The following is an 18933-nucleotide window of genomic DNA, read 5'->3' as shown; positions in this document are numbered from 1 at the left end:
TTTATTGTTTATGGAGGATTTTAGCTTTGATATATGAAGATAGATATAATGAATTAAAGAAAATAATTACTTATCATAATGATAGGTATTACAATCAGGATAATCCTGAAATATCTGATTATGAATATGATATGTTAATGCAGGAACTAAAGAATATAGAAAGAGAACATCCAGAGATTATTACTCCGGATTCTCCTACTCAGTATGTAGGAGGTGATGCTAAACGTGAAGCAGGCGTACTTGTTAGACATAGAGTTCCTATGTTAAGCCTTAGGGATGTTTTTAACAAAGAGGACGTTGAACAATTTGTTAATGATGTTAAAGCTCAATTTCCTGATGTAGAATTTGTAGTAGAAACAAAAATTGATGGTTTATCAATGGCTTTACGCTATGAAGATGGAAAGCTTATAACTGCTATTACTAGAGGTGATGGTATTGTTTATGGTGAAGATGTTACGGTGAATGCTAAAGTGATAAATGATGTAGTTAAATCACTTAAAGATAAGATTCCGTATCTGGAGATTCGTGGAGAAGTCTATATGACTAAAGAGGCTTTTCAAAATGTTAATGAACATCAGGAACTCTTGGGTAAAAAGGTATTTGCTAATCCTAGAAACTGTGCAGCAGGTACTCTTAGACAGCTGGACAGTAAAGTTACAAAAGAAAGAAATTTATCTCTTTTTATTTTTAATGTTCAAGATGTTCGGGGTATGGAGTTTAAAACTCATACCGAAGGTTATGAATTTCTAAAAAAACAGGGCATTAAAGTTATTGAGAATTATACAGTATGTAAGACTACTTGTGAAATATGGGATGCCATTGAAAAAATTGGTGAAAACCGCGGAGATTTAGATTATGATATTGATGGTGCGGTTATTAAAATCAATAATTTAGCATACAGAACGGAACTTGGTAGTACTTCTAAAGTTCCAAAGTGGGCTATTGCTTATAAATATCCACCTGAAGAAAAAGAAACTAAGCTCCTTGATATTGAACTTACGGTAGGAAGGACTGGAAGGATTACCCCTGTTGCTATTTTTGAGCCAATAAGGTTGTGTGGTACAAGCGTATCAAGAGCCACTCTCCATAATCAAGATTTTATTGATGAACTGGATGTAGGCGTTGGCGATATTATTGTAGTATATAAATCAGGAGAAATTATCCCTAAGATCAAGAAAGTTATACACGAAAAACGTCCTGAAGGAACAGTTAAATTTCAGTTTCCAGATAAGTGTCCTGTATGCGGCAGTCCAGTTGCCAGAGAAGAAGGTGCAGCTGACATTAAGTGTACTAACATTAACTGTCCATCTATGCTTGTAAAAAGAATTATTAATTTTGTAAGCAGGGACTGCATGGATATTAAAGGATTTGGTGCAGCTTATGTTGAACAGCTTGTTGATAAAGGATATATAGATGATATACCGGATATTTATCACCTTAATGAATATAGAGATAAGCTTGTTGAAGAAGGCATAATCGGCAAAGAAAAGAATACAGATAAACTTCTTGATGTTATTGAAAATTCAAAGAAGAATGAACCACATCGGTTATTGGCAAGTTTGGGTATATCTAATGTTGGTAAGTCAACAGCTAAAGAACTTATGAAATATTTTAAATCTATTGATAATCTCATTAATGCAGATATTGATGAAATCAAGAAGGTACCTGATATTGGTGATATAAGTGCTTCAACAATATTTGAATATTTCAAAAATGAAGATAACCTTAAAATTATAAGTGAACTTGCTAAATGCGGTGTAAATATGGTAATGAACGAAGATAAAGAAGCAGATAATTTACTTGAAGGCAGTAAGTTTGTTATTACAGGAACGCTGCCATCAATGGGAAGAACTGAAGCAAAGGAGCTTATAGAGAAACACGGCGGCAAGGTATCAGGTTCGGTATCTAAGAAAACTACATATGTACTTGCAGGGGATGCTCCTGGAAGCAAAGTAACTAAGGCTCAGAAATTAGGTGTTAAGGTAATATCTGAAGCGGAATTATTGCAAATGCTTAAATAAAAATAAATAATAGAATTTTTTAAACAGGGAAATATAATAAGGAGCATAGAAGAATTATTAAGATTTTGAATTAAAATAATAAAGGAAAAATGAATTTGAAAGCATGCTATAAATATTTACAAAGAAGTAAAAAAGGATTATTATAAGAATAGTTTAATTTCATATGAAAGTTAAACTATTTGTATAGTATAGAGATTCTAGGTTAGAGGCAGCTTATTTCCTTTAATATGCTACTAAATTTTGCTTGGGATCACTATAGTGGAGGATAAAAATGAAAAGGACAATAAATTTATTAGGGTGGATAGGAGTTATTTTTACTATCTTAACATTGATTTTAACACTCCTTACTACATATCATTTTACATATGTAAAGTACTTTAATGATTATTGCACGCTTCAGTGGAGCATATTTGTTACTATGGTAGCTTGGGCTATAAATATGATAATTTCTAGAGCTAACTTTAGAAATATAGTATACCCTATAACATGTGTATTGATAGCTTGCGCAACTATGTTTTTTATGTATATGAAAGTTTATTAAGATTATAGAGACAATCTTTTGGTAGATTGTCTTATTTTTTTAGGTACGCCCAACATGGGCGACAGCTTGGGGGTGAATATATTGAAATCTATTGGAATTGTTACAAATAGCAATTCTTTAGTGGCTGAATTTTTGAAAAGCAGTATAGAAAATATATATAAGGGTTTTGTTGCAATAAATAATTATTATTTGAATGAGCTTAAAAGTACAGATAAGATAGATGATGATGTGATATTGATAATGAATCATGAAATAGCAATTGAAATAGAGAGATATGTAAAAAATAAAAAGAATATAATAGTTATTGAAAGAACGATAAAAGAAAATGAAGTTTATAAAATATTTAATATTCCCCAGGGCACTAAAGCTCTTGTGGTAAATAATGCAAAATCGGCTACATTAGAAACCATATCTCTATTATATAGGATAGGTGTAAATAATATTACCCTTATACCTTATGATGAAAATCAAACATATGAAAACATAAAATTTGCAATAACTCCTGGTGAATCTTCCAGAGTGCCAAAATATATTGAAAAAGTTATAGACATAGGAAATCGGTGTATTGATATATCTACCTTTATTAATATTTCTAATAAATTAATGTTTAAAAGCAGAGTAATTGATACCAGGCTGTTTAAATATTCAGAAAAAATTGTAAATTTAGATATTGGTATCAAGGATAAATATAAAGAGCTTTACATTAAAAATGAAGATCTGAATGCAGTACTTAATATGTCCAAAGAAGGAATAATGTTTACAGATTTAGATGGAAAGATATCATTTTACAATAATGCTTTTGAAAGGTTATTCAATATAAGAGAAAATATAAAATGTAAAAATATAAAAAATGTATTGGATAAAAATTTGGTATGCTTGCTTGGAAAAAATAGTGTTAAGGACGAACTCATAGAATATAGAGACAAGTTTATAGTAGTCAATAAAGAAATTGTTAACTACTATGGAGAAAAAAAAGGATGCTATATTAGTATAAGTGAAGTTACATATTTGGAGCAGCTTGCAAAAAAACTAACATTAAAATATAGCAATAAAGGACTTATAGCAAGGTATGATTTTAATTCCATAAAAACAAATTCAAACAGTATAAAAGAATGCATAAAACTAGGTAATAAAGTTGCAAAATCAGATTTGACAGTTTTGATAACGGGTGAGAGTGGTACTGGCAAGGAACTTTTTGCTCAATCAATACACAATGCATCTTTGAGAAAAAACAGGCCTTTTGTTGCCATAAATTGTGCTGCAGTTCCTGAAAGTTTGTTAGAAAGTGAATTGTTTGGATATGAAAGTGGGGCCTTCACAGGTGCACGCAAAGAAGGAAAAGTAGGATTATTTGAACAAGCTAATATGGGAACTATATTTCTGGATGAAATAGGTGATATGCCTTTAACACTGCAAGCCAGATTGCTTAGAGTGCTGCAGGAAAAACAAGTAATGAGGATAGGTTCTGATGGGCTTATAAATATTGATATCAGAGTTATTTCAGCTACAAATAAAAATTTGCTTCAAATGATAGAGAAAGGACAATTTAGAAAAGATTTATTTTATAGAATCAATGTGCTTCCTATAAATATACCACCTGTAAGAGAAAGAAAAGAAGATATCATTTCTCTTATAAAATATTTTATGGGAAGAAAAAGGAATATAAGATTATCTGATGAAGTCATAGAAATTTTTATGAATTATTCTTGGCCGGGCAATATAAGGGAAATTCAAAACGTTGCTTCCTATATAAAGATTATGAATGATGAAGAAGAAGTAAAAGCTAGAGACTTGCCTTATTATTTGGTTGACTATAATATAGACTTTGATAAAGAAATTACGTATTTGAAATCTAAAAATTGTATTTTGAATTCAGTATTAATATTGAAAATTATTAAGGAACAAGGAATTTTGAAATCAGGAATTGGTAGAAAAAGTATAAAGAAGATTATGGAAGCAAAAAATATAAGACTAAGTGAAGCTGAAATAAGAAGAATAATGAGCATTTTAAACAAATTGTCATTAATATTATGCAACTTAGGAAGAGGCGGAAGCAAAATTACAACAAAAGGGGACAATTTTTTAAAATGGATGGAAAATAGGACAAAATTATAGCCTAAATAACCTATTCAATATAAATAACCTATGCAAATAAAACGTGCATAGGTTATTTATTTGCTTTAACTTATGGCATGAAAAATGCTTATAAAAATAAATAATTATGAAAGGTGGGTGAGATATACATAAGGCTCAATATTTTGACTATTTTAAACAAAATATATTTTCATATTAAATGAAGAAGGGAGATTACGAAATGAATAATAAAAAAAAGTTTGGATTTTGGAGTATTGTATTGCTTGGAATTAATGGCGTAATAGGTTCTGGCATTTTTTTACTTCCAGGTAAAGCTTATGCTGTAATGGGCTCTAAAAGCATATGGGCTTATGTTATAGATATGATTCTTGTATTATCAATGAGTCTTTGCTTTGCTGAGGCTGCGGGATTGTTTGATAAAGCAGGAGGACCATATATTTATGCAAAAGAAGCTTTCGGCAATTTTGCAGGTTTTGAAGTTGGAGTAATGAAGTGGATTGTAAGCATTGTAGCATGGGCTACTATGGCAGTGGCATTTCCAACAGCATTGGGGGCAATATGGCCTCAAGTTGCACATGGAATGATGAAAAATATAATAGCTATTTCAATAATATTAGGATTAGGCATAATTAATATTTTAGGTATAGAGATAGTAAAGTATCTTAATAATATTGCAACGATTGCTAAATTATTGCCTCTTATACTTTTTATAGCTATTGGAATATTTTTTATAAAAGGTGGTAATTACATTTCAACTGTACCTATAAATTCATCTGCATTAGGTTCAACACTCATAGTTGTATTTTATGCTTTTACTGGGTTTGAAACTATTGCAGTTGCAGCTGAAGATATGGACAACCCAAAGAAAAATTTACCTATTGCAATAATAATTACTATGGTTTTGGCGTCTACTATTTATGTCCTCATACAAGTTGTATCTATTGGAATACTAGGAATACAACTTGCTCAGTCTTCGACACCTGTAGCCGATGCCGCAAAAGTTTTTTTAGGACCATTAGGTAAAATTTTAGTTACTATTGGAACTATTATTTCCATATTAGGAATAAATATTAGCTGTTCTTTTAATACCCCAAGATCTGCTGTTGCATTATCTGAAGGAGGAGTGCTTCCAAAAGTAATAAGAAAAAAAAGCAGATTTGGCACACCATATATAGCAATTATAATAACAGTTTGTGTTGCAATTCCTTTGGTCTTAACTGGAAGCTTTATACAGCTTGCTGCAATAAGTGTTGTATCAAGGTTTACCCAATACATACCTACATGTCTTGCAATTATTATGCTTAGAAAGAAGAGACCAAATGAAAAATCAACATTTAGAGTTCCATTTGGACCAGTACTTCCGATACTATCTGTGATAGCAAGTATATGGATTTTGACAAAGGCTACTCCTAAACAATTGATTTGGGGACTTGGTGCCTTGGTTATTTGTGCACCTATTTACTTTATAATGAAGCATTATAAAGTAAACAATTTATCTAAAAATGCAAGTGTTTAAAAATTAAAGATATTATAAAAATTATATTGAATTTAAAATAGCTATCAGGGAGGAAAAGATATGAATACGATTATCGGAATATCAGGTAATATATTAGCAATGGAAGGTGGACCAGTTCCTGGAATGAAAAGGACATATGTGAATAGTGATTATGTTTCATCTGTAACTTTGGCTGGGGCCTCACCGATAATACTTCCTGTGATTGAAAATGAAGAGTATATTTTTGATCAAGTAAAAAGAGTTGATGGAATAATTATTTCTGGTGGATATGATGTGAATCCCATATTATATGGAGAAGAACCTAGAAAGGCTCAGGGATTTACTTCATATGAGCTGGATAATTTTAATTTTAAGCTCATTAAGGCAGCATGCAGCTTGAAAAAGCCGATACTTGGCATTTGCAGAGGGCTGCAAATAATAAATGTATATTTTGGAGGAACCTTATATCAAGATCTTGATGATAAGGATGGATTTTATATTAAACATTCTCAAGATTCCAGCAGAAGCTTTACAAGTCATACTATATTTGTAAAAAAAGATAGCATATTGTATCCCATACTTGGAGAAAAGTCTATGGTAAATAGTTTTCACCATCAAGGTATAAAAGATCTAGCAAAAGGGTTTAAAGTAGGTTCAGTAGCCAAAGATGGTGTAATAGAATCTATAGAAAAAACAAAGGATAATTTTATTTTGGGTGTTCAATGGCATCCGGAGGGACTTGCAGGTAATAGCGAGCAAATGCTTGAAATATTTAAAAAGTTAGTGTCTGTTTCAAGGAACAAAAGTGTATGATATTGATATATTAGCTAAGATGATATAAAATATAACAAAAATGTAATGAGATTTACCATATTTTATTCTATTGAAAACGGATAGTTAAGACTATCCGTTTTTGTACAAAATAGGTTTGATGAATAAAATAAATATTTAGTTTTTACTCCATTAATAAAAAGGGATAGGAGATGCATTTATGAGAGTTAAAAAAGAAGAAATGAAATATGTAGCTCAGCTTGCTAAGCTGGAGTTTAATGAAGAAGAAGAAAAAGAAGTCATAGAAGAATTAGATAGAATGTTTAAATATATGGAAAACTTAAATGAACTAAATACAGATGGAGTGAATATAACCATAAATCCATATTGTATGGAAAATAAATTTAGAGAAGATAATGTGGAAGAATCTATGGATATAAAAGAAGTACTGGATAATTCACCACAAAATCTTAAAGAATATATAGTAGTACCCCAAGTAATAGAATAATTTTACAGGAGGTGGTTTTATGAAGCTGACTGCACATGAAATTAAAAATATGTTAAAAAACAAAGAAATAAGTGTAGAAGAAATTGTAAGATCCTATTTAAATAGAATAGATAAATTTGATACTACATTGGGAGCTTATTTATATGTAGAAAAAGAGGGAGCACTTAAAAGAGCAAAGGATTTGGATAAGAAAATAAAACATGGTGAAAAAATGGGCAGACTTTTTGGAATACCTATTTCTATAAAAGACAATATAAGCGTTAAGGGTATGCAAAACTCTTGTGCTTCAAAGATGCTTCAGGGATACATATCTCCTTATGATGCTAGCGTAATAAAAAGAATAGAAGCTGAAGATGGAATAATAATTGGAAAAGCAAATATGGATGAATTTGCCATGGGATCTTCAAATGAAAAAAGTGTTTTTAAGTTAGCCAGAAATCCCTGGGATTTAAGCAGAGTTCCAGGAGGATCTTCAGGTGGATCGGCTGTTTCAGTTTCAGCTGGTGAATCTGTAATGTCTCTTGGAACAGATACAGGTGGTTCTGTAAGGCAGCCTGCATGTCTGTGTGGTGTAGTAGGTTTAAAGCCAACTTACGGAAGAGTTTCTAGGTATGGAGCAGTTGCTTTTGCTTCAACTTTAGACCAAATAGGTCTTATGTCAGCAGATATAGAAGATTGCGCATGTTTAACACAATGTATAGCAGGACCTGATAAAAATGATTTTACTACAGTGGATATGAAAGTACCGGATTACAGCAAAAGTTTGACTAAAGATATTAAGGGAATGAAGATAGGTATACCTAAAGAATATTTTGAGGATGGGTTAGATGATAGAATTAGAAAATCCATAGAAGAAGCTGTAGATGTACTAAAAGCAAATGGAGCTGAGGTTAAAGAGTGTTCTATTCCACTAGTAAAGTACTCCATGGCAGTTTATTATGTAATTGCAAGTGCTGAAGTTTCCTCAAATTTAGCTAGATTTGACGGAATAAGATATGGGTATAGATCAAAAAATTTTAAAGACTACATGGACTTATATTTTAAATCTAGAAGTGAAGCACTGGGAATGGAAGTTAAGAGAAGGATAATGTTAGGGACATATATGCTTTCTAAAGGTTACTATGATGAGTATTATGAAAAGGCACTTAAAGTTAGAAACCTTATAAAAAACCAATTTGAGGAAGTCATGAAGGAATTTGATGCACTTATAGCACCTACTTCACCTACTACTGCATTTAAAATAGGCGAGAAGAAAAAGAATGCATTATCTATGTATCTTTCGGATGTTTATGTGCTTCCTGCTAATGTATCCGGTATGCCGGCTATATCTGTACCTTGTGGTATGGTAGATGGACTTCCAGTAGGATTTCAAATTATGACAAATTATTATAGAGAAGATACGATCTTTAATATAGCTTATAGTTTTGAACAATCTACTAACTGGCATAAAATGAGTCCACAAATTAGTGAGGTGTAAAAATTATGGAATATGAATTGGTAATTGGCCTGGAAGTTCATGTGGAGCTTTCAACAAAAACTAAGATGTATTGTGGGTGCAGCACTGAATTTGGAGGAGAACCCAATAGCCACGTTTGTCCAATATGCCTTGCACTTCCAGGTGCGCTACCTAGAATAAATAAAAAGGTAATAGAGTATACAATAAAATCGGGAATTGCTCTTAATTGTTCAATAAATAAAAAGAGTAGAATGGATAGAAAAAATTATTTTTACCCAGATTGCCCTAAAAATTATCAAATAACCCAACACAGATTTCCTCTATGCAGCGATGGATACATTGAGGTAGAAAATAGTGAGGGGGAAAAAAAGAAAATAGGCATTGAAAGAATACATATGGAAGAGGACGCAGCAAAATTAATCCATACAAAGGCAGGTACCTTGATCAATTATAATAGGGCAGGTGTACCTCTTATAGAGGTGGTGTCCAAACCAGATATAAGAACCCCAGAGGAATCTACCTGTTATCTCCAGAAGTTAAAAAATATTTTGAGATCCATAGGAGTTTCAAATTGTAAGATGGAACAAGGTTCTTTGAGATGTGATGGCAATATATCCATAAGACCTAAAGGCAGTAGAAAATTTGGTGTAAAAGTGGAAATAAAGAATGTGAATTCCTTTAAAGCTCTTGAAAAAGCTTTTGAGTATGAATATTTAAGGCAAGTAAGGGCTGTAGAATCTGGAGAAAAGATAGTACAAGAAACCAGGAGATGGAATGAGTCTAAAAATAGAACTGAAGTTATGAGGGCTAAAGAACAAGCTAGAGATTATAGATACTTTCCAGAAGGGGATTTAACAGCTATAAATATTTCAAATGAATGGATAGACAAAATAAGAAAAACTATACCTGAACTTCCCTATGATAAAGTGGAGAGATTTATTAAAGAGTACAATGTCTCAAAACACGATGCTGAGGTACTAATATTAAATATGAGGGCAGCAGATTTCTTTGAGAAAACTGCTAAGCTAAGCCGAAATCCTAAAGCTGCTTTTAACTGGATTATGGGAGATATATCAAGGCTTATGAATGAAAAATCGGTATCATTAAGTAAACTTAAATTTAAGCCGGAAGACCTAGTAAGTTTAATAAGGTTTATAGATTCAGGAATGATTTCTAATAATATAGGTACAGAAATAATAGAGGAAATGTTTGTAAGTGGTGCAAAACCTGAAGAAATAATTGAGAAGAGGAACTTTTTACAAAACAGCAGTGAAGATGAAATCCTGAAGATAATAAAAAAGGTTATGAAAGACAATCCTAAACCATTAGAAGATTATAAAAATGGTAAGAAAAGAGCTATTAAATTTATGATAGGTTTAGTTATGAAAGAAACTAAGGGAAAGGCAAATCCTAAGATTGTAAATGACCTTGTAAATAGAGAATTTAATAAAAACTAATTAAATAAAGGAATAGGAAACTATTTTAAAGCTTTCTTATTCCTTTTTCTTATTGTCCGTTTTAGTTAAAGAGCCATCATCTTTCTTTGTCAAAAAATACATATATTGAGTTAGTTTTTCTACTAAGTAATTTCTATATTTTAATTGTGATAACATCTGCTTCATAATTATAAATCCCCAAATTGAAACAAACATAATAGTACACATAGTTAAAATACCTAAAACTTCTAATGCAAGTATCATATTTACACTCCTTATATCTAAATGTACGTGAACATTATATCATAAAAAACATGGATTAAAAATAATACAGCCTAATTTGTTTATTTTTATAATAAGTGACAATAATTTAAATAGTATCCCATGAAGTGGGAATGAGGAGATATATATGAAGAAATTTATTTATATAATATTAGGTATGCTCATAATTTCCATGATTTCTATAACTTTAATTGGAGGATCTTTGCAAAAGAAAGTTGAGCAAACTGAAAGCAGTAATTATAAGAATGATGTGACATATAATTTGGGTAAGTTACCTGAAGATCTTATAATGCTTGATTCCAATAATTTGAGGGAAAAGGATATACTTGCAAACACATTTGAAGGACTTGTCAATTGTGATGAAAATGGCAAAATAGTTCCTGCGCTTGCCGAAAGTTGGGGTGTAAGTCAAGATGGAACTAATTATACTTTTAAAATAAGAAAAGATGGAAAATGGAGTGATGGTTCTGATATTACTGCAGATGACTTTGTGAACTTTTTTTGTGATATTTTAAATAAAAACACAAATAACATATTTTCAGATCAGCTAAATTGTATATTTGGAGTAGAAGATTATAGAAAAGGCAAGTGTGATTTTAAGAATGTGGCTGTTACTGCTTTAAATAATAAAACGCTAAGTATAAGATTAAATTATCCTTGTAATTATTTTTTGAATATACTCTCTCAGCCTATATATGCACTTAGAAATATTGATTCTAAACTCATAGATTGGAAAAAAGACTATAGATCAATAATGTATTCAGGGAGTTTTTGTATAAACAATATATCTGACAGCGGGGAGATTACATTAAAGAAGAATGCTCATTACTGGAACAAGGCACAGGTGAAAAGTAATAGTATAACATTGAGTTCCTTAAAAACTAGAGAAAGTGCACTTGCTGCATTTCAAAGTTCTACAATAAATGTGTTCACAGATCCGCCTTTAGGAGAATTAAAAACTATAGAAGGTAAGGCAAAATATAAAGTCTCACCTTTACTTCAAGGGGAAGGCATAGCTTTTAATTTAAAAAGGAATGGTATTGTAAATGACAATAGTTTTAGGAAGGCAGTAGCTGCTTCTATTAATAGAAATAATATAGTTAAAAATATATTAAATAGCACTGCTTTGGAGGCATATTCTTATATACCTCAGTATACAGGAAATGGACTGAATGGCAAATATATAAATAAGGTATTTTTTCAAGGTAATGAAGATATAAAAAAAGCTTCTGATATGATGAAAAGTGTAAGTTCTAGTTATGGAGAAACTTCATTAAAACTCATATATTTGGACACAGTTGAGAACAAAAAGACATGTGAAACCATAGCTGAAAGTATAAAAAAAGCTGTTGGAATAGATGTGAAGTGTGAAGGATATGAGTCTTTTAAATTCAATGAGAAGTTAAAAAAAGGTGACTATGATATGGCAGAGATAAAATACGAGGGATACTATGATTATCCTCTGTCATTTTTGGATATGTGGAGGTCTACATCCCAATATAATTTATATGGATATAGAAATGTGCAATTTGACAATAAATTTATGAATGCATCATTTGAAAAGGATGGAACTAAAAGAATAGAAATACTTAAGGAAATGGAAAATATGTTGATGGAAGACATACCAATTATTCCTCTATATTTCAATGATGTAATTATAAGTGAAAAAAACTATGTACAGGGTATTTATACTAATAAATTGGGAAATATAAAGTTAGATAAAGCTTATTTAGATGTTCATTGATAGAGCATATAGTACTTTTTACAAGGCTTGAAAAGGTCTCATAAATATGAGACCTTTTCGTTAAATAGAATTGAAATTTGTAAATTGATTTGAAGTGCTTTTTAATTGTCCTTTTGGAGTAAAGTATATACAGTTTGTTTCTAAAGATGAAAGGCTTGTAATAGCATTAATTTGATCTAGGGTACATTTCCCGTTTTTTTCATGTATGCAACTTTCCGAGCAATTAATATTCATCATTAGGTATCACCTACCTTATAGAAGCAGACTTAGTTTTAAAGTTAAATTATGAAGTGCTTGTACTGTAGTTATATTATTATGTCCCAAATATTAAAAAATATTTTTAAAAACTTTTAGTTGTAATACTAGTGTGCTATTTTAGGACTTAAAAGATGTATTACAAGAAAAAATATAGACATATTTTTATAGGCGTCAAAGGAAGTTTTTACAGATTTAAAACTTTCCTTTTTTCTGCTGTAAGTTACGTATTTGGTAAAAACAGGTGCTATTTCACATGATTCAGGTGATGGAATTGAATCTGTTTTAAAATTTTGTTCTTCTCTTAAATCTTCAGATTTAAGAGAAAAGTTTTCGTACCTTTCTGCACTACTTAGATCAGGGGCATCAGGCCAACTTAAAATTATACCTGAGTCTATAAGCTGACGCTTAAATATGTCCAGTACTATTAAACTGTTTTTGTCTTTATCCTCATATATATCTACATCTATGAGAAAGACTGTAAGATATAGGATGATTTCTAAACATGTAAATTCAATGTTTTTTTTGGAAGTATTTTTAATAAATAATCCTTTCTCTGCATCGTACAACTTTAAAAGTCTTTTAAATATAAAGTCAGCATTGTCCTTAGATTTTATAATATTTGTGTACTTATATATAAGCATATAATTTATATAATTCAATGAATCATTTTCTACATCTGTTTCTCTTAAAGGTTCAGCTAAGGTGTTGTCAGAATAAAATTTTTCAAATATGAGCTCTGATATGTCGAGTATTAGATCTTTACAGGTCAAGTCTTTGGAATAGCTGTAGAATATATTAAGACCAAAGCATAATCTTGTAAGTTCTTCAAAAGATAAATCATACAAGTCTTCTTTTAATTTTATAAGCATATTTAGAATGTCAAAAGAAAAATTCCTAAAGTCCTCCCTTTCTTCTCCTTCAAGTAAAGTGCTGCATTTGTAGTAGGCAGCCATCAAAAGTGCCTGAGATGAAAATTTAAACTTTTTATTTTTATCTGCAAATTTTAAGTCATCCATAAGGGAACCGTCTTCCAGTTTTTTATCTGTAAATACACCTTCATTATTTCTAAAGTGCAGGGCATAAAATTTTAATTGACTTTTACAAAGGGATTCGTACAATTTCCCTAAATTATAATTTCTTTTATCTATGTTGTTAAATAGGTTATAGTAATCAGAAAGTTCTAGTAAACATAGAGTCATAAGTGTATTGCTATCTATGTTTATTTCTTTTTTAAATTTATCTTGGTTCCAACATAACTTATTGTCCATATTTATGAGAATAGGGTTTGCTTTCCTATAAATACATATAAGTGGAGAAACACCTTTAAATGTGTTAATATCAAAGTTGGGTATGTTTTTTATATCAAGTTCTTTAACTGGAGTGGAAACTCCGCATTCTGAGTGCAGTACAATTTCCTTTAAAGATTCTTTTGATAAATAAAATAGTTGATTTTTGATGTTAGCCGGGTTTACCTTATTAATTCTCAAAAAAGGTCCTATATATTTCAAAATATTCACACCTACCATAAATTAATCCTTATATATATAATATGAGGTGAGATGTAAAATAGTGCTTGTTTATTTTTAGAAAGAAGGAATTTTTATGAAAGCTGGAAAATTAAATTGGGAAGATTTAAAAACTATAATAGATGAAAATAGGAAAGTAGTACGAGAAGATGTGAGAATAAGAAGCGGTATAGGAGAGGACTGCAGTGTAGTTAATTTTGGTGATATGGAGTGTGTAATGTCTACAGATCCTATTACAGGGGCTAGTGTGAACAGTGGAAAGCTTGCAGTTCATATAAATTGTAATGATATAGCATCTTGTGGAGTCGAGCCTGTTGGAATTTTAGTTACGATTTTAGCTCCAGAAAGTAGTTCTTTAGAAGACATAAGAAGAATTATGGAAGAAATCAGTGAGGAAACGGAAAAGCTAAATGTGGAAATTTTAGGCGGGCATACGGAAATAACAAGAGCTGTAAATAAAATGGTAATATCCTGTACTGTAATAGGAAAAGGAAAAAGTGGAGAAGCTGTAGCTACTTCGGGTGCAAAAGAAGGGGACGATATACTGGTAACAAAACATTTGTGTCTGGAAGGAACTAGTATTGTAGTAAATGACTACGAGGATAAATTAAAGAATATACTTACCACTGAGGAAATAAAAGAGGCAAAAGATTATATAAAATATATAAGTGTGGTAAAAGAGGGGATTTTATCAGCAAAATCAGGAGTAAATTCTATGCACGACATAACTGAAGGTGGAGTACTAGGAGCACTTTGGGAAGTTGCCAAGGCAAGTAAAGTAGGATTTAAAGTATATAAAAATGAGATGCCAATTACTAAAATAACAGAAAAGATATGTAATAAGTACGCAGTTGACCCTTTGAGGTTTATATCTTCAGGGAGTATGCTCATTACTACAAAAGATGGAAGTAAACTCATTAAACTTTTAAAAAGCCAAAATATTAATGCATGTATCATAGGTAAAATTACCAGGGAAAAGGGAATATTGGTTTGTGATGAATTTGAAAAAGAGGTTGTACCGCCTAAAAGAGATGAGTTATTTGTACTAGAGGAAAAGTTGAAATAATTGATGTATAATTAGTAATATAGTTTTGATTTTGGAGGTAAAGTATGAGAATTGATGGTAGAAAATATGATCAAATTAGACCTATAAAAATAACAAGAGATTATACAAAATATGCAGAAGGATCAGTACTTATAGAAACAGGAGATACAAAGGTAATATGTACTGCTTCTATAGAAGATAGAGTACCTCCTTTCCTAAAAGGAAAAGGAGAAGGATGGATTACATGTGAATATAATATGCTGCCTAGGGCTACTCAAGTTAGAAAAATTAGAGATATAACCAAAGGAAAAATTGATGGAAGGACAATGGAAATACAAAGAATAATAGGAAGAGCACTTAGATCTGTAGTTGACTTGAAAGCTATGGGAGAAAAAACTATATGGATTGACTGTGATGTAATCCAAGCAGATGGAGGAACTAGAACTGCTTCTATATCAGGAGCTTTTGTAGCACTAGTAGATGCTGTAAATAAACTTCATAAACGTACCCCTTTTACAGTTTATCCTATAAGAGATTTTGTCAGTGCTATAAGTGTGGGAATAGTAAATAATGTGAGAATGCTTGATTTATGCTATTTAGAAGATTCAAGAGCTCAAGTGGATATGAACATAGTAATGACGGATTCAGGAGAGTTTGTTGAAATACAGGGTACGGGAGAACAAAGCCCATTTACTAGAGATGATTTGCAAGAATTTTTACGTTTAGGTGAAAAAGGAATAAATAATATGATTCGCGCACAAAAAGAGAGTTTAAAAATGGATTCTCTATGGATAGGTACAGGAGGAAAATAATGAAGAAACTAGTAGTGGCAAGCAATAATTGTAATAAGATAAGAGAAATTAAGCAAATACTCTCCAAATATCCTATAGAAGTTTTGTCTATGAAAGATATGAATTTAAATGTGGATATTTTAGAGGATGGAGAAACATTTTCAGAAAATGCCTATAAAAAGGCCAGTACTATATACAATATGCTGCAGGATAAGTGTATGGTTCTTGCAGATGATTCAGGATTAATGGTTAAAGGACTAAATGGGGCACCAGGAGTTCACTCTGCAAGGTTTGCAGGTGAACATGGAAATGACAAAAAAAATAATGAAAAGCTGTTAAATCTTTTAGAAGGTATGAAACCACAAGATAGAGAAGCTAAGTTTGTATGTGCACTGGTACTTATAGTGGATTCAAAAAGGACATTTAAAGTTGAAGGCGAAGTAAAGGGTATAATATGTGATGAAGAGAGAGGAAATAATAAATTTGGCTATGATCCGCTGTTTTACGTGCCTGAATATCATAAAACCTTTGGAGAGATGCCCTATGAAATAAAAAACTCTATAAGCCATAGAGCTAATGCACTTAAAAAATTGGAGGAACAAATGAGGGACATTATGGAGGAGGTTTAGAATTTGCAAATAGGAGTAATAAGTGATACACATAGATACAAGCAAATGGTAAAAAAAGTTATGCAGGTATTAAATCATATGGATTTGATTATTCATCTTGGAGATAATGTAGAAGATGTAAAAGAGATAGAGAAATTTTATCATGGTAACATTATAAACGTAAGGGGAAATTGTGACTTTACTGTAGATGTCCCTCCTGAAAGGATAGAAATCATAGAAGGTAAAAAATTTTTAATAACACATGGGCATAGGTATGACGTTAAATACGATTTATCTAGGTTAAGATATAGGGCTTTAGAGGAAGAGGCAGATATAGTTCTATTTGGGCATACTCATGTATCTGAGATAGCCTATGAGGATGGTATATACTTTGTTAATCCAGGAAGTCCGTCTTTGCCTAGAAATGGGCTGAAAAGTGCTGCTATCATAAGCATAAATGATAAAATTATAAGGCCAGATATCATAGAATTATAAATAAAAATAAAAAAAAGTAAAATAGGGTATTGACGAATTAGAATATATCGTGTAAAATAATTGATGTTGTCAGGAGTTACAAAAAAGATTTCAAGATAAACAAGATGATTTCTTAATAACGGGGTGTGGCGCAGATGGGAGCGCGCGTGGTTTGGGACCATGAGGTCGCAGGTTCAATCCCTGTCACCCCGACCATTTAATTAAGATAAAGCTTAGTTAAATGTAAGGAAGAGATAAAGTAGTGAAATTCTTTTTATTTGACATGAAAGATTATGCGGGTGTAACTCAATGGTAGAGTGCTAGCCTTCCAAGCTAGTTATGAGAGTTCGATTCTCTTCACCCGCTCCAAGCGTGCGTCTTTAGCTCAGTTGGATAGAGCAACGGCCTTCTAAGCCGTGTGCCGGGGGTTCGAATCCCTTAAGACGCACCATAAGCGCCATTAGCTCAGTTGGTAGAGCATCTGACTCTTAATCAGGTTGCCCGGGGTTCGAGTCCCCGATGGCGCACCAAGATGTGGTGGACGTAGTTCAGCTGGTAGAGCGCCAGATTGTGGTTCTGGTTGTCGTGGGTTCGAACCCCATCGTTCACCCCAATGTTGGGATGTAGCCAAGTGGTAAGGCAATGGACTTTGACTCCATCATTCGTAGGTTCAAATCCTGCCATCCCAGCCAAAATGGTTCACTAGCTCAGTTGGTAGAGCACATGACTTTTAATCATGTTGTCCGGGGTTCGATTCCCCGGTGAGCCACCATTTTAATTTTAAATTATTACATTAGTCTATGCAGGTGTGGCGGAATTGGCAGACGCACTAGACTTAGGATCTAGCGCTTTACGGCGTGGGGGTTCGACTCCCTTCACCTGCACCATTTGTAATAATAAGTACAACTTTTATATATGCGGGAGTGGCTCAGTGGTAGAGCGTCACCTTGCCAAGGTGAACGTCGCGAGTTCGAATCTCGTCTTCCGCTCCAAATAAATTGCGGGTGTAACTCAATGGTAGAGTGCTAGCCTTCCAAGCTAGTTATGAGAGTTCGATTCTCTTCACCCGCTCCAAATATGCGTCTTTAGCTCAGTTGGATAGAGCAACGGCCTTCTAAGCCGTGTGCCGGGGGTTCGAATCCCTTAAGACGCACCATGATTAGCGTTATTAGCTCAGTTGGTAGAGCATCTGACTCTTAATCAGGTTGTCCGGGGTTCGAGCCCCCGATGACGCACCATAAGTTCAATTTAATAACGGGGTGTGGCGCAGATGGGAGCGCGCGTGGTTTGGGACCATGAGGTCGCAGGTTCAATCCCTGTCACCCCGACCATTTAATTTAATAAAGATATGCGGGTGTAACTCAATGGTAGAGTGCTAGCCTTCCAAGCTAGTTATGAGAGTTCGATTCTCTTCACCCGCTCCATTTTCATATTTATAATTAAATAGTATGAGCACCCATAGCTCAGCTGGATAGAGTGATGGACTTCGAATCCAGAGGCCGGGAGTTCGAATCTCCCTGGGTGCACCAGTATCAATGCTTTCACGATATCGTGAGGCCTTTTTTATTGCCAAATAACACAATCGTAACACAACCACCATAAAAATATATAAACACAAATAAAAAGACGCCCTATGAATTTATAGAGCGAACAAATCATTTAACCTATCTACAGCTTTTATTTTTTTCAATTCTTATCTTCAGCAGTTATAGATATTTTATTCTCAGTTGATTTACCAACTGAAGATTTATTTTTAATTTTTAGCCTATCTTTAAGATATGTTCCTATAATCACCATAGCTGTTAAGCCAAGTGATGTAATACATACAAATGCTAGTGAAATGATAGTTATCACTCAAGTTGCCATGCGATCTATATTTACAT

The 18933-nt window shown here is 32.2% G+C and carries 16 protein-coding genes and 15 tRNA genes; 28 read left to right on the top strand and 3 right to left on the bottom strand.

What is annotated here, in order from left to right; translation table 11 throughout:
- Window positions 1-26: 26 nt before the first annotated feature.
- The 8 genes from ligA to gatB all read left to right on the top strand — a co-directional run bounded on the left by ligA (window position 27) and on the right by gatB (window position 10343).
- On the top strand, window positions 27-2021 hold the full coding sequence (ligA, locus tag CLRAG_RS18195; RefSeq protein WP_065079692.1) for an NAD-dependent DNA ligase LigA: 1995 nt from the start codon (window positions 27-29) through the stop codon (window positions 2019-2021).
- Window positions 2022-2292: 271 nt separating this feature from the next.
- The gene (locus CLRAG_RS18190; RefSeq protein ID WP_065079691.1) at window positions 2293-2562 is read left to right on the top strand and encodes a hypothetical protein; all 270 of its coding nucleotides are present in this window, start codon (window positions 2293-2295) and stop codon (window positions 2560-2562) included.
- Between the two features lie 72 nt (window positions 2563-2634).
- Entirely contained in the window at window positions 2635-4677 is a 2043-nt protein-coding gene (locus tag CLRAG_RS18185) for a sigma-54 interaction domain-containing protein (protein ID WP_338030895.1), read from the top strand.
- A gap of 199 nt (window positions 4678-4876) precedes the next feature.
- Complete coding sequence (locus CLRAG_RS18180; RefSeq protein WP_065079689.1) at window positions 4877-6172, top strand: APC family permease; 1296 nt, start codon at window positions 4877-4879, stop codon at window positions 6170-6172.
- A 60-nt stretch (window positions 6173-6232) separates the two neighbouring features.
- Window positions 6233-6964, top strand: coding sequence for a gamma-glutamyl-gamma-aminobutyrate hydrolase family protein (locus CLRAG_RS18175; RefSeq protein ID WP_065079688.1), 732 nt, complete (start codon window positions 6233-6235; stop codon window positions 6962-6964).
- A gap of 178 nt (window positions 6965-7142) precedes the next feature.
- Complete coding sequence (gatC, locus tag CLRAG_RS18170; protein ID WP_065079687.1) at window positions 7143-7430, top strand: Asp-tRNA(Asn)/Glu-tRNA(Gln) amidotransferase subunit GatC; 288 nt, start codon at window positions 7143-7145, stop codon at window positions 7428-7430.
- Between the two features lie 19 nt (window positions 7431-7449).
- On the top strand, window positions 7450-8907 hold the full coding sequence (gene gatA / locus CLRAG_RS18165) for an Asp-tRNA(Asn)/Glu-tRNA(Gln) amidotransferase subunit GatA (protein ID WP_065079686.1): 1458 nt from the start codon (window positions 7450-7452) through the stop codon (window positions 8905-8907).
- A gap of 5 nt (window positions 8908-8912) precedes the next feature.
- Entirely contained in the window at window positions 8913-10343 is a 1431-nt protein-coding gene (gene gatB, locus CLRAG_RS18160; RefSeq protein ID WP_065079685.1) for an Asp-tRNA(Asn)/Glu-tRNA(Gln) amidotransferase subunit GatB, read from the top strand.
- Window positions 10344-10379: 36 nt separating this feature from the next.
- Here gatB and CLRAG_RS18155 read toward each other — a convergent pair whose 3' ends face one another.
- On the bottom strand, window positions 10380-10586 hold the full coding sequence (locus CLRAG_RS18155; protein ID WP_065079684.1) for a hypothetical protein: 207 nt from the start codon (window positions 10584-10586) through the stop codon (window positions 10380-10382).
- Window positions 10587-10731: 145 nt separating this feature from the next.
- Here CLRAG_RS18155 and CLRAG_RS18150 point away from each other — a divergent pair, with 145 nt between their 5' ends.
- Window positions 10732-12348 carry a peptide ABC transporter substrate-binding protein gene (locus CLRAG_RS18150; RefSeq protein WP_065079683.1) on the top strand — a complete coding sequence of 539 codons (1617 nt, stop codon included), beginning with the start codon at window positions 10732-10734 and terminating at the stop codon, window positions 12346-12348.
- A 362-nt stretch (window positions 12349-12710) separates the two neighbouring features.
- Here the strand turns inward: CLRAG_RS18150 and CLRAG_RS18145 are convergent, their stop codons facing one another.
- Complete coding sequence (locus CLRAG_RS18145) at window positions 12711-14123, bottom strand: hypothetical protein (RefSeq protein ID WP_242872179.1); 1413 nt, start codon at window positions 14121-14123, stop codon at window positions 12711-12713.
- A gap of 85 nt (window positions 14124-14208) precedes the next feature.
- On the opposite strand from CLRAG_RS18145, the gene CLRAG_RS18140 reads away from it, so the two are divergent.
- From CLRAG_RS18140 to CLRAG_RS18050, 19 genes are all read left to right on the top strand, one after another.
- Window positions 14209-15198 (top strand): AIR synthase family protein, encoded by a 990-nt coding sequence (locus CLRAG_RS18140; RefSeq protein WP_065079682.1) that lies wholly within the window; start codon window positions 14209-14211, stop codon window positions 15196-15198.
- A 44-nt stretch (window positions 15199-15242) separates the two neighbouring features.
- Window positions 15243-15989, top strand: a complete 747-nt coding sequence (gene rph / locus CLRAG_RS18135) for a ribonuclease PH (RefSeq protein WP_065079681.1) — start codon at window positions 15243-15245, stop codon at window positions 15987-15989.
- Window positions 15989-16597, top strand: coding sequence for an XTP/dITP diphosphatase (locus CLRAG_RS18130; RefSeq protein WP_065079680.1), 609 nt, complete (start codon window positions 15989-15991; stop codon window positions 16595-16597). The genes rph and CLRAG_RS18130 overlap by 1 nt, the downstream gene beginning before the upstream one ends.
- 3 nt (window positions 16598-16600) lie before the next feature.
- On the top strand, window positions 16601-17071 hold the full coding sequence (locus CLRAG_RS18125; protein WP_063600891.1) for a metallophosphoesterase: 471 nt from the start codon (window positions 16601-16603) through the stop codon (window positions 17069-17071).
- Window positions 17072-17190: 119 nt separating this feature from the next.
- Window positions 17191-17266 (top strand) — tRNA-Pro (locus CLRAG_RS18120).
- 79 nt (window positions 17267-17345) lie between these two features.
- A tRNA-Gly gene (locus tag CLRAG_RS18115) sits at window positions 17346-17419 on the top strand.
- Window positions 17420-17424: 5 nt separating this feature from the next.
- A tRNA-Arg gene (locus CLRAG_RS18110) sits at window positions 17425-17501 on the top strand.
- Window positions 17502-17504: 3 nt separating this feature from the next.
- Window positions 17505-17580, top strand: a tRNA-Lys gene (locus CLRAG_RS18105).
- A gap of 7 nt (window positions 17581-17587) precedes the next feature.
- Window positions 17588-17663: transfer RNA gene (locus CLRAG_RS18100), tRNA-His, on the top strand.
- 4 nt (window positions 17664-17667) lie between these two features.
- Window positions 17668-17742: transfer RNA gene (locus CLRAG_RS18095), tRNA-Gln, on the top strand.
- A 4-nt stretch (window positions 17743-17746) separates the two neighbouring features.
- Window positions 17747-17822 (top strand) — tRNA-Lys (locus CLRAG_RS18090).
- Window positions 17823-17852: 30 nt separating this feature from the next.
- Window positions 17853-17937: transfer RNA gene (locus tag CLRAG_RS18085), tRNA-Leu, on the top strand.
- Window positions 17938-17967: 30 nt separating this feature from the next.
- Window positions 17968-18042, top strand: a tRNA-Gly gene (locus CLRAG_RS18080).
- 8 nt (window positions 18043-18050) lie between these two features.
- Window positions 18051-18124 (top strand) — tRNA-Gly (locus tag CLRAG_RS18075).
- Window positions 18125-18129: 5 nt separating this feature from the next.
- Window positions 18130-18206: transfer RNA gene (locus tag CLRAG_RS18070), tRNA-Arg, on the top strand.
- A gap of 6 nt (window positions 18207-18212) precedes the next feature.
- Window positions 18213-18288, top strand: a tRNA-Lys gene (locus tag CLRAG_RS18065).
- A gap of 17 nt (window positions 18289-18305) precedes the next feature.
- Window positions 18306-18381: transfer RNA gene (locus tag CLRAG_RS18060), tRNA-Pro, on the top strand.
- A gap of 19 nt (window positions 18382-18400) precedes the next feature.
- Window positions 18401-18474, top strand: a tRNA-Gly gene (locus CLRAG_RS18055).
- A gap of 28 nt (window positions 18475-18502) precedes the next feature.
- Window positions 18503-18579 (top strand) — tRNA-Arg (locus CLRAG_RS18050).
- A 157-nt stretch (window positions 18580-18736) separates the two neighbouring features.
- On the opposite strand, the gene CLRAG_RS18045 is transcribed toward CLRAG_RS18050, so the two are convergent.
- Complete coding sequence (locus CLRAG_RS18045; RefSeq protein ID WP_154105027.1) at window positions 18737-18904, bottom strand: hypothetical protein; 168 nt, start codon at window positions 18902-18904, stop codon at window positions 18737-18739.
- Window positions 18905-18933: the final 29 nt, after the last annotated feature.

Source organism: Clostridium ragsdalei P11, from assembly GCF_001675165.1.
In the GTDB taxonomy this organism is placed as follows: Bacteria; Bacillota; Clostridia; order Clostridiales; family Clostridiaceae; genus Clostridium_B; species Clostridium_B ragsdalei.
This window is presented reverse-complemented; position numbering and strand designations above follow the sequence as displayed.

Excerpts from the sequence above, each read along its gene's own strand:
- CLRAG_RS18180 (WP_065079689.1), top strand. The coding sequence starts at position 4,877 with ATGAATAATAAAAAAAAGTTTGGATTTTGGAGTATTGTATTGCTTGGA.
- CLRAG_RS18130 (WP_065079680.1), top strand. The coding sequence starts at position 15,989 with ATGAAGAAACTAGTAGTGGCAAGCAATAATTGTAATAAGATAAGAGAA.
- CLRAG_RS18150 (WP_065079683.1), top strand. The coding sequence starts at position 10,732 with ATGAAGAAATTTATTTATATAATATTAGGTATGCTCATAATTTCCATG.
- gatB (WP_065079685.1), top strand. The coding sequence starts at position 8,913 with ATGGAATATGAATTGGTAATTGGCCTGGAAGTTCATGTGGAGCTTTCA.
- CLRAG_RS18140 (WP_065079682.1), top strand. The coding sequence starts at position 14,209 with ATGAAAGCTGGAAAATTAAATTGGGAAGATTTAAAAACTATAATAGAT.
- CLRAG_RS18175 (WP_065079688.1), top strand. The coding sequence starts at position 6,233 with ATGAATACGATTATCGGAATATCAGGTAATATATTAGCAATGGAAGGT.
- CLRAG_RS18190 (WP_065079691.1), top strand. The coding sequence starts at position 2,293 with ATGAAAAGGACAATAAATTTATTAGGGTGGATAGGAGTTATTTTTACT.
- CLRAG_RS18155 (WP_065079684.1), bottom strand. The coding sequence starts at position 10,586 with ATGATACTTGCATTAGAAGTTTTAGGTATTTTAACTATGTGTACTATT.
- gatC (WP_065079687.1), top strand. The coding sequence starts at position 7,143 with ATGAGAGTTAAAAAAGAAGAAATGAAATATGTAGCTCAGCTTGCTAAG.
- rph (WP_065079681.1), top strand. The coding sequence starts at position 15,243 with ATGAGAATTGATGGTAGAAAATATGATCAAATTAGACCTATAAAAATA.
- gatA (WP_065079686.1), top strand. The coding sequence starts at position 7,450 with ATGAAGCTGACTGCACATGAAATTAAAAATATGTTAAAAAACAAAGAA.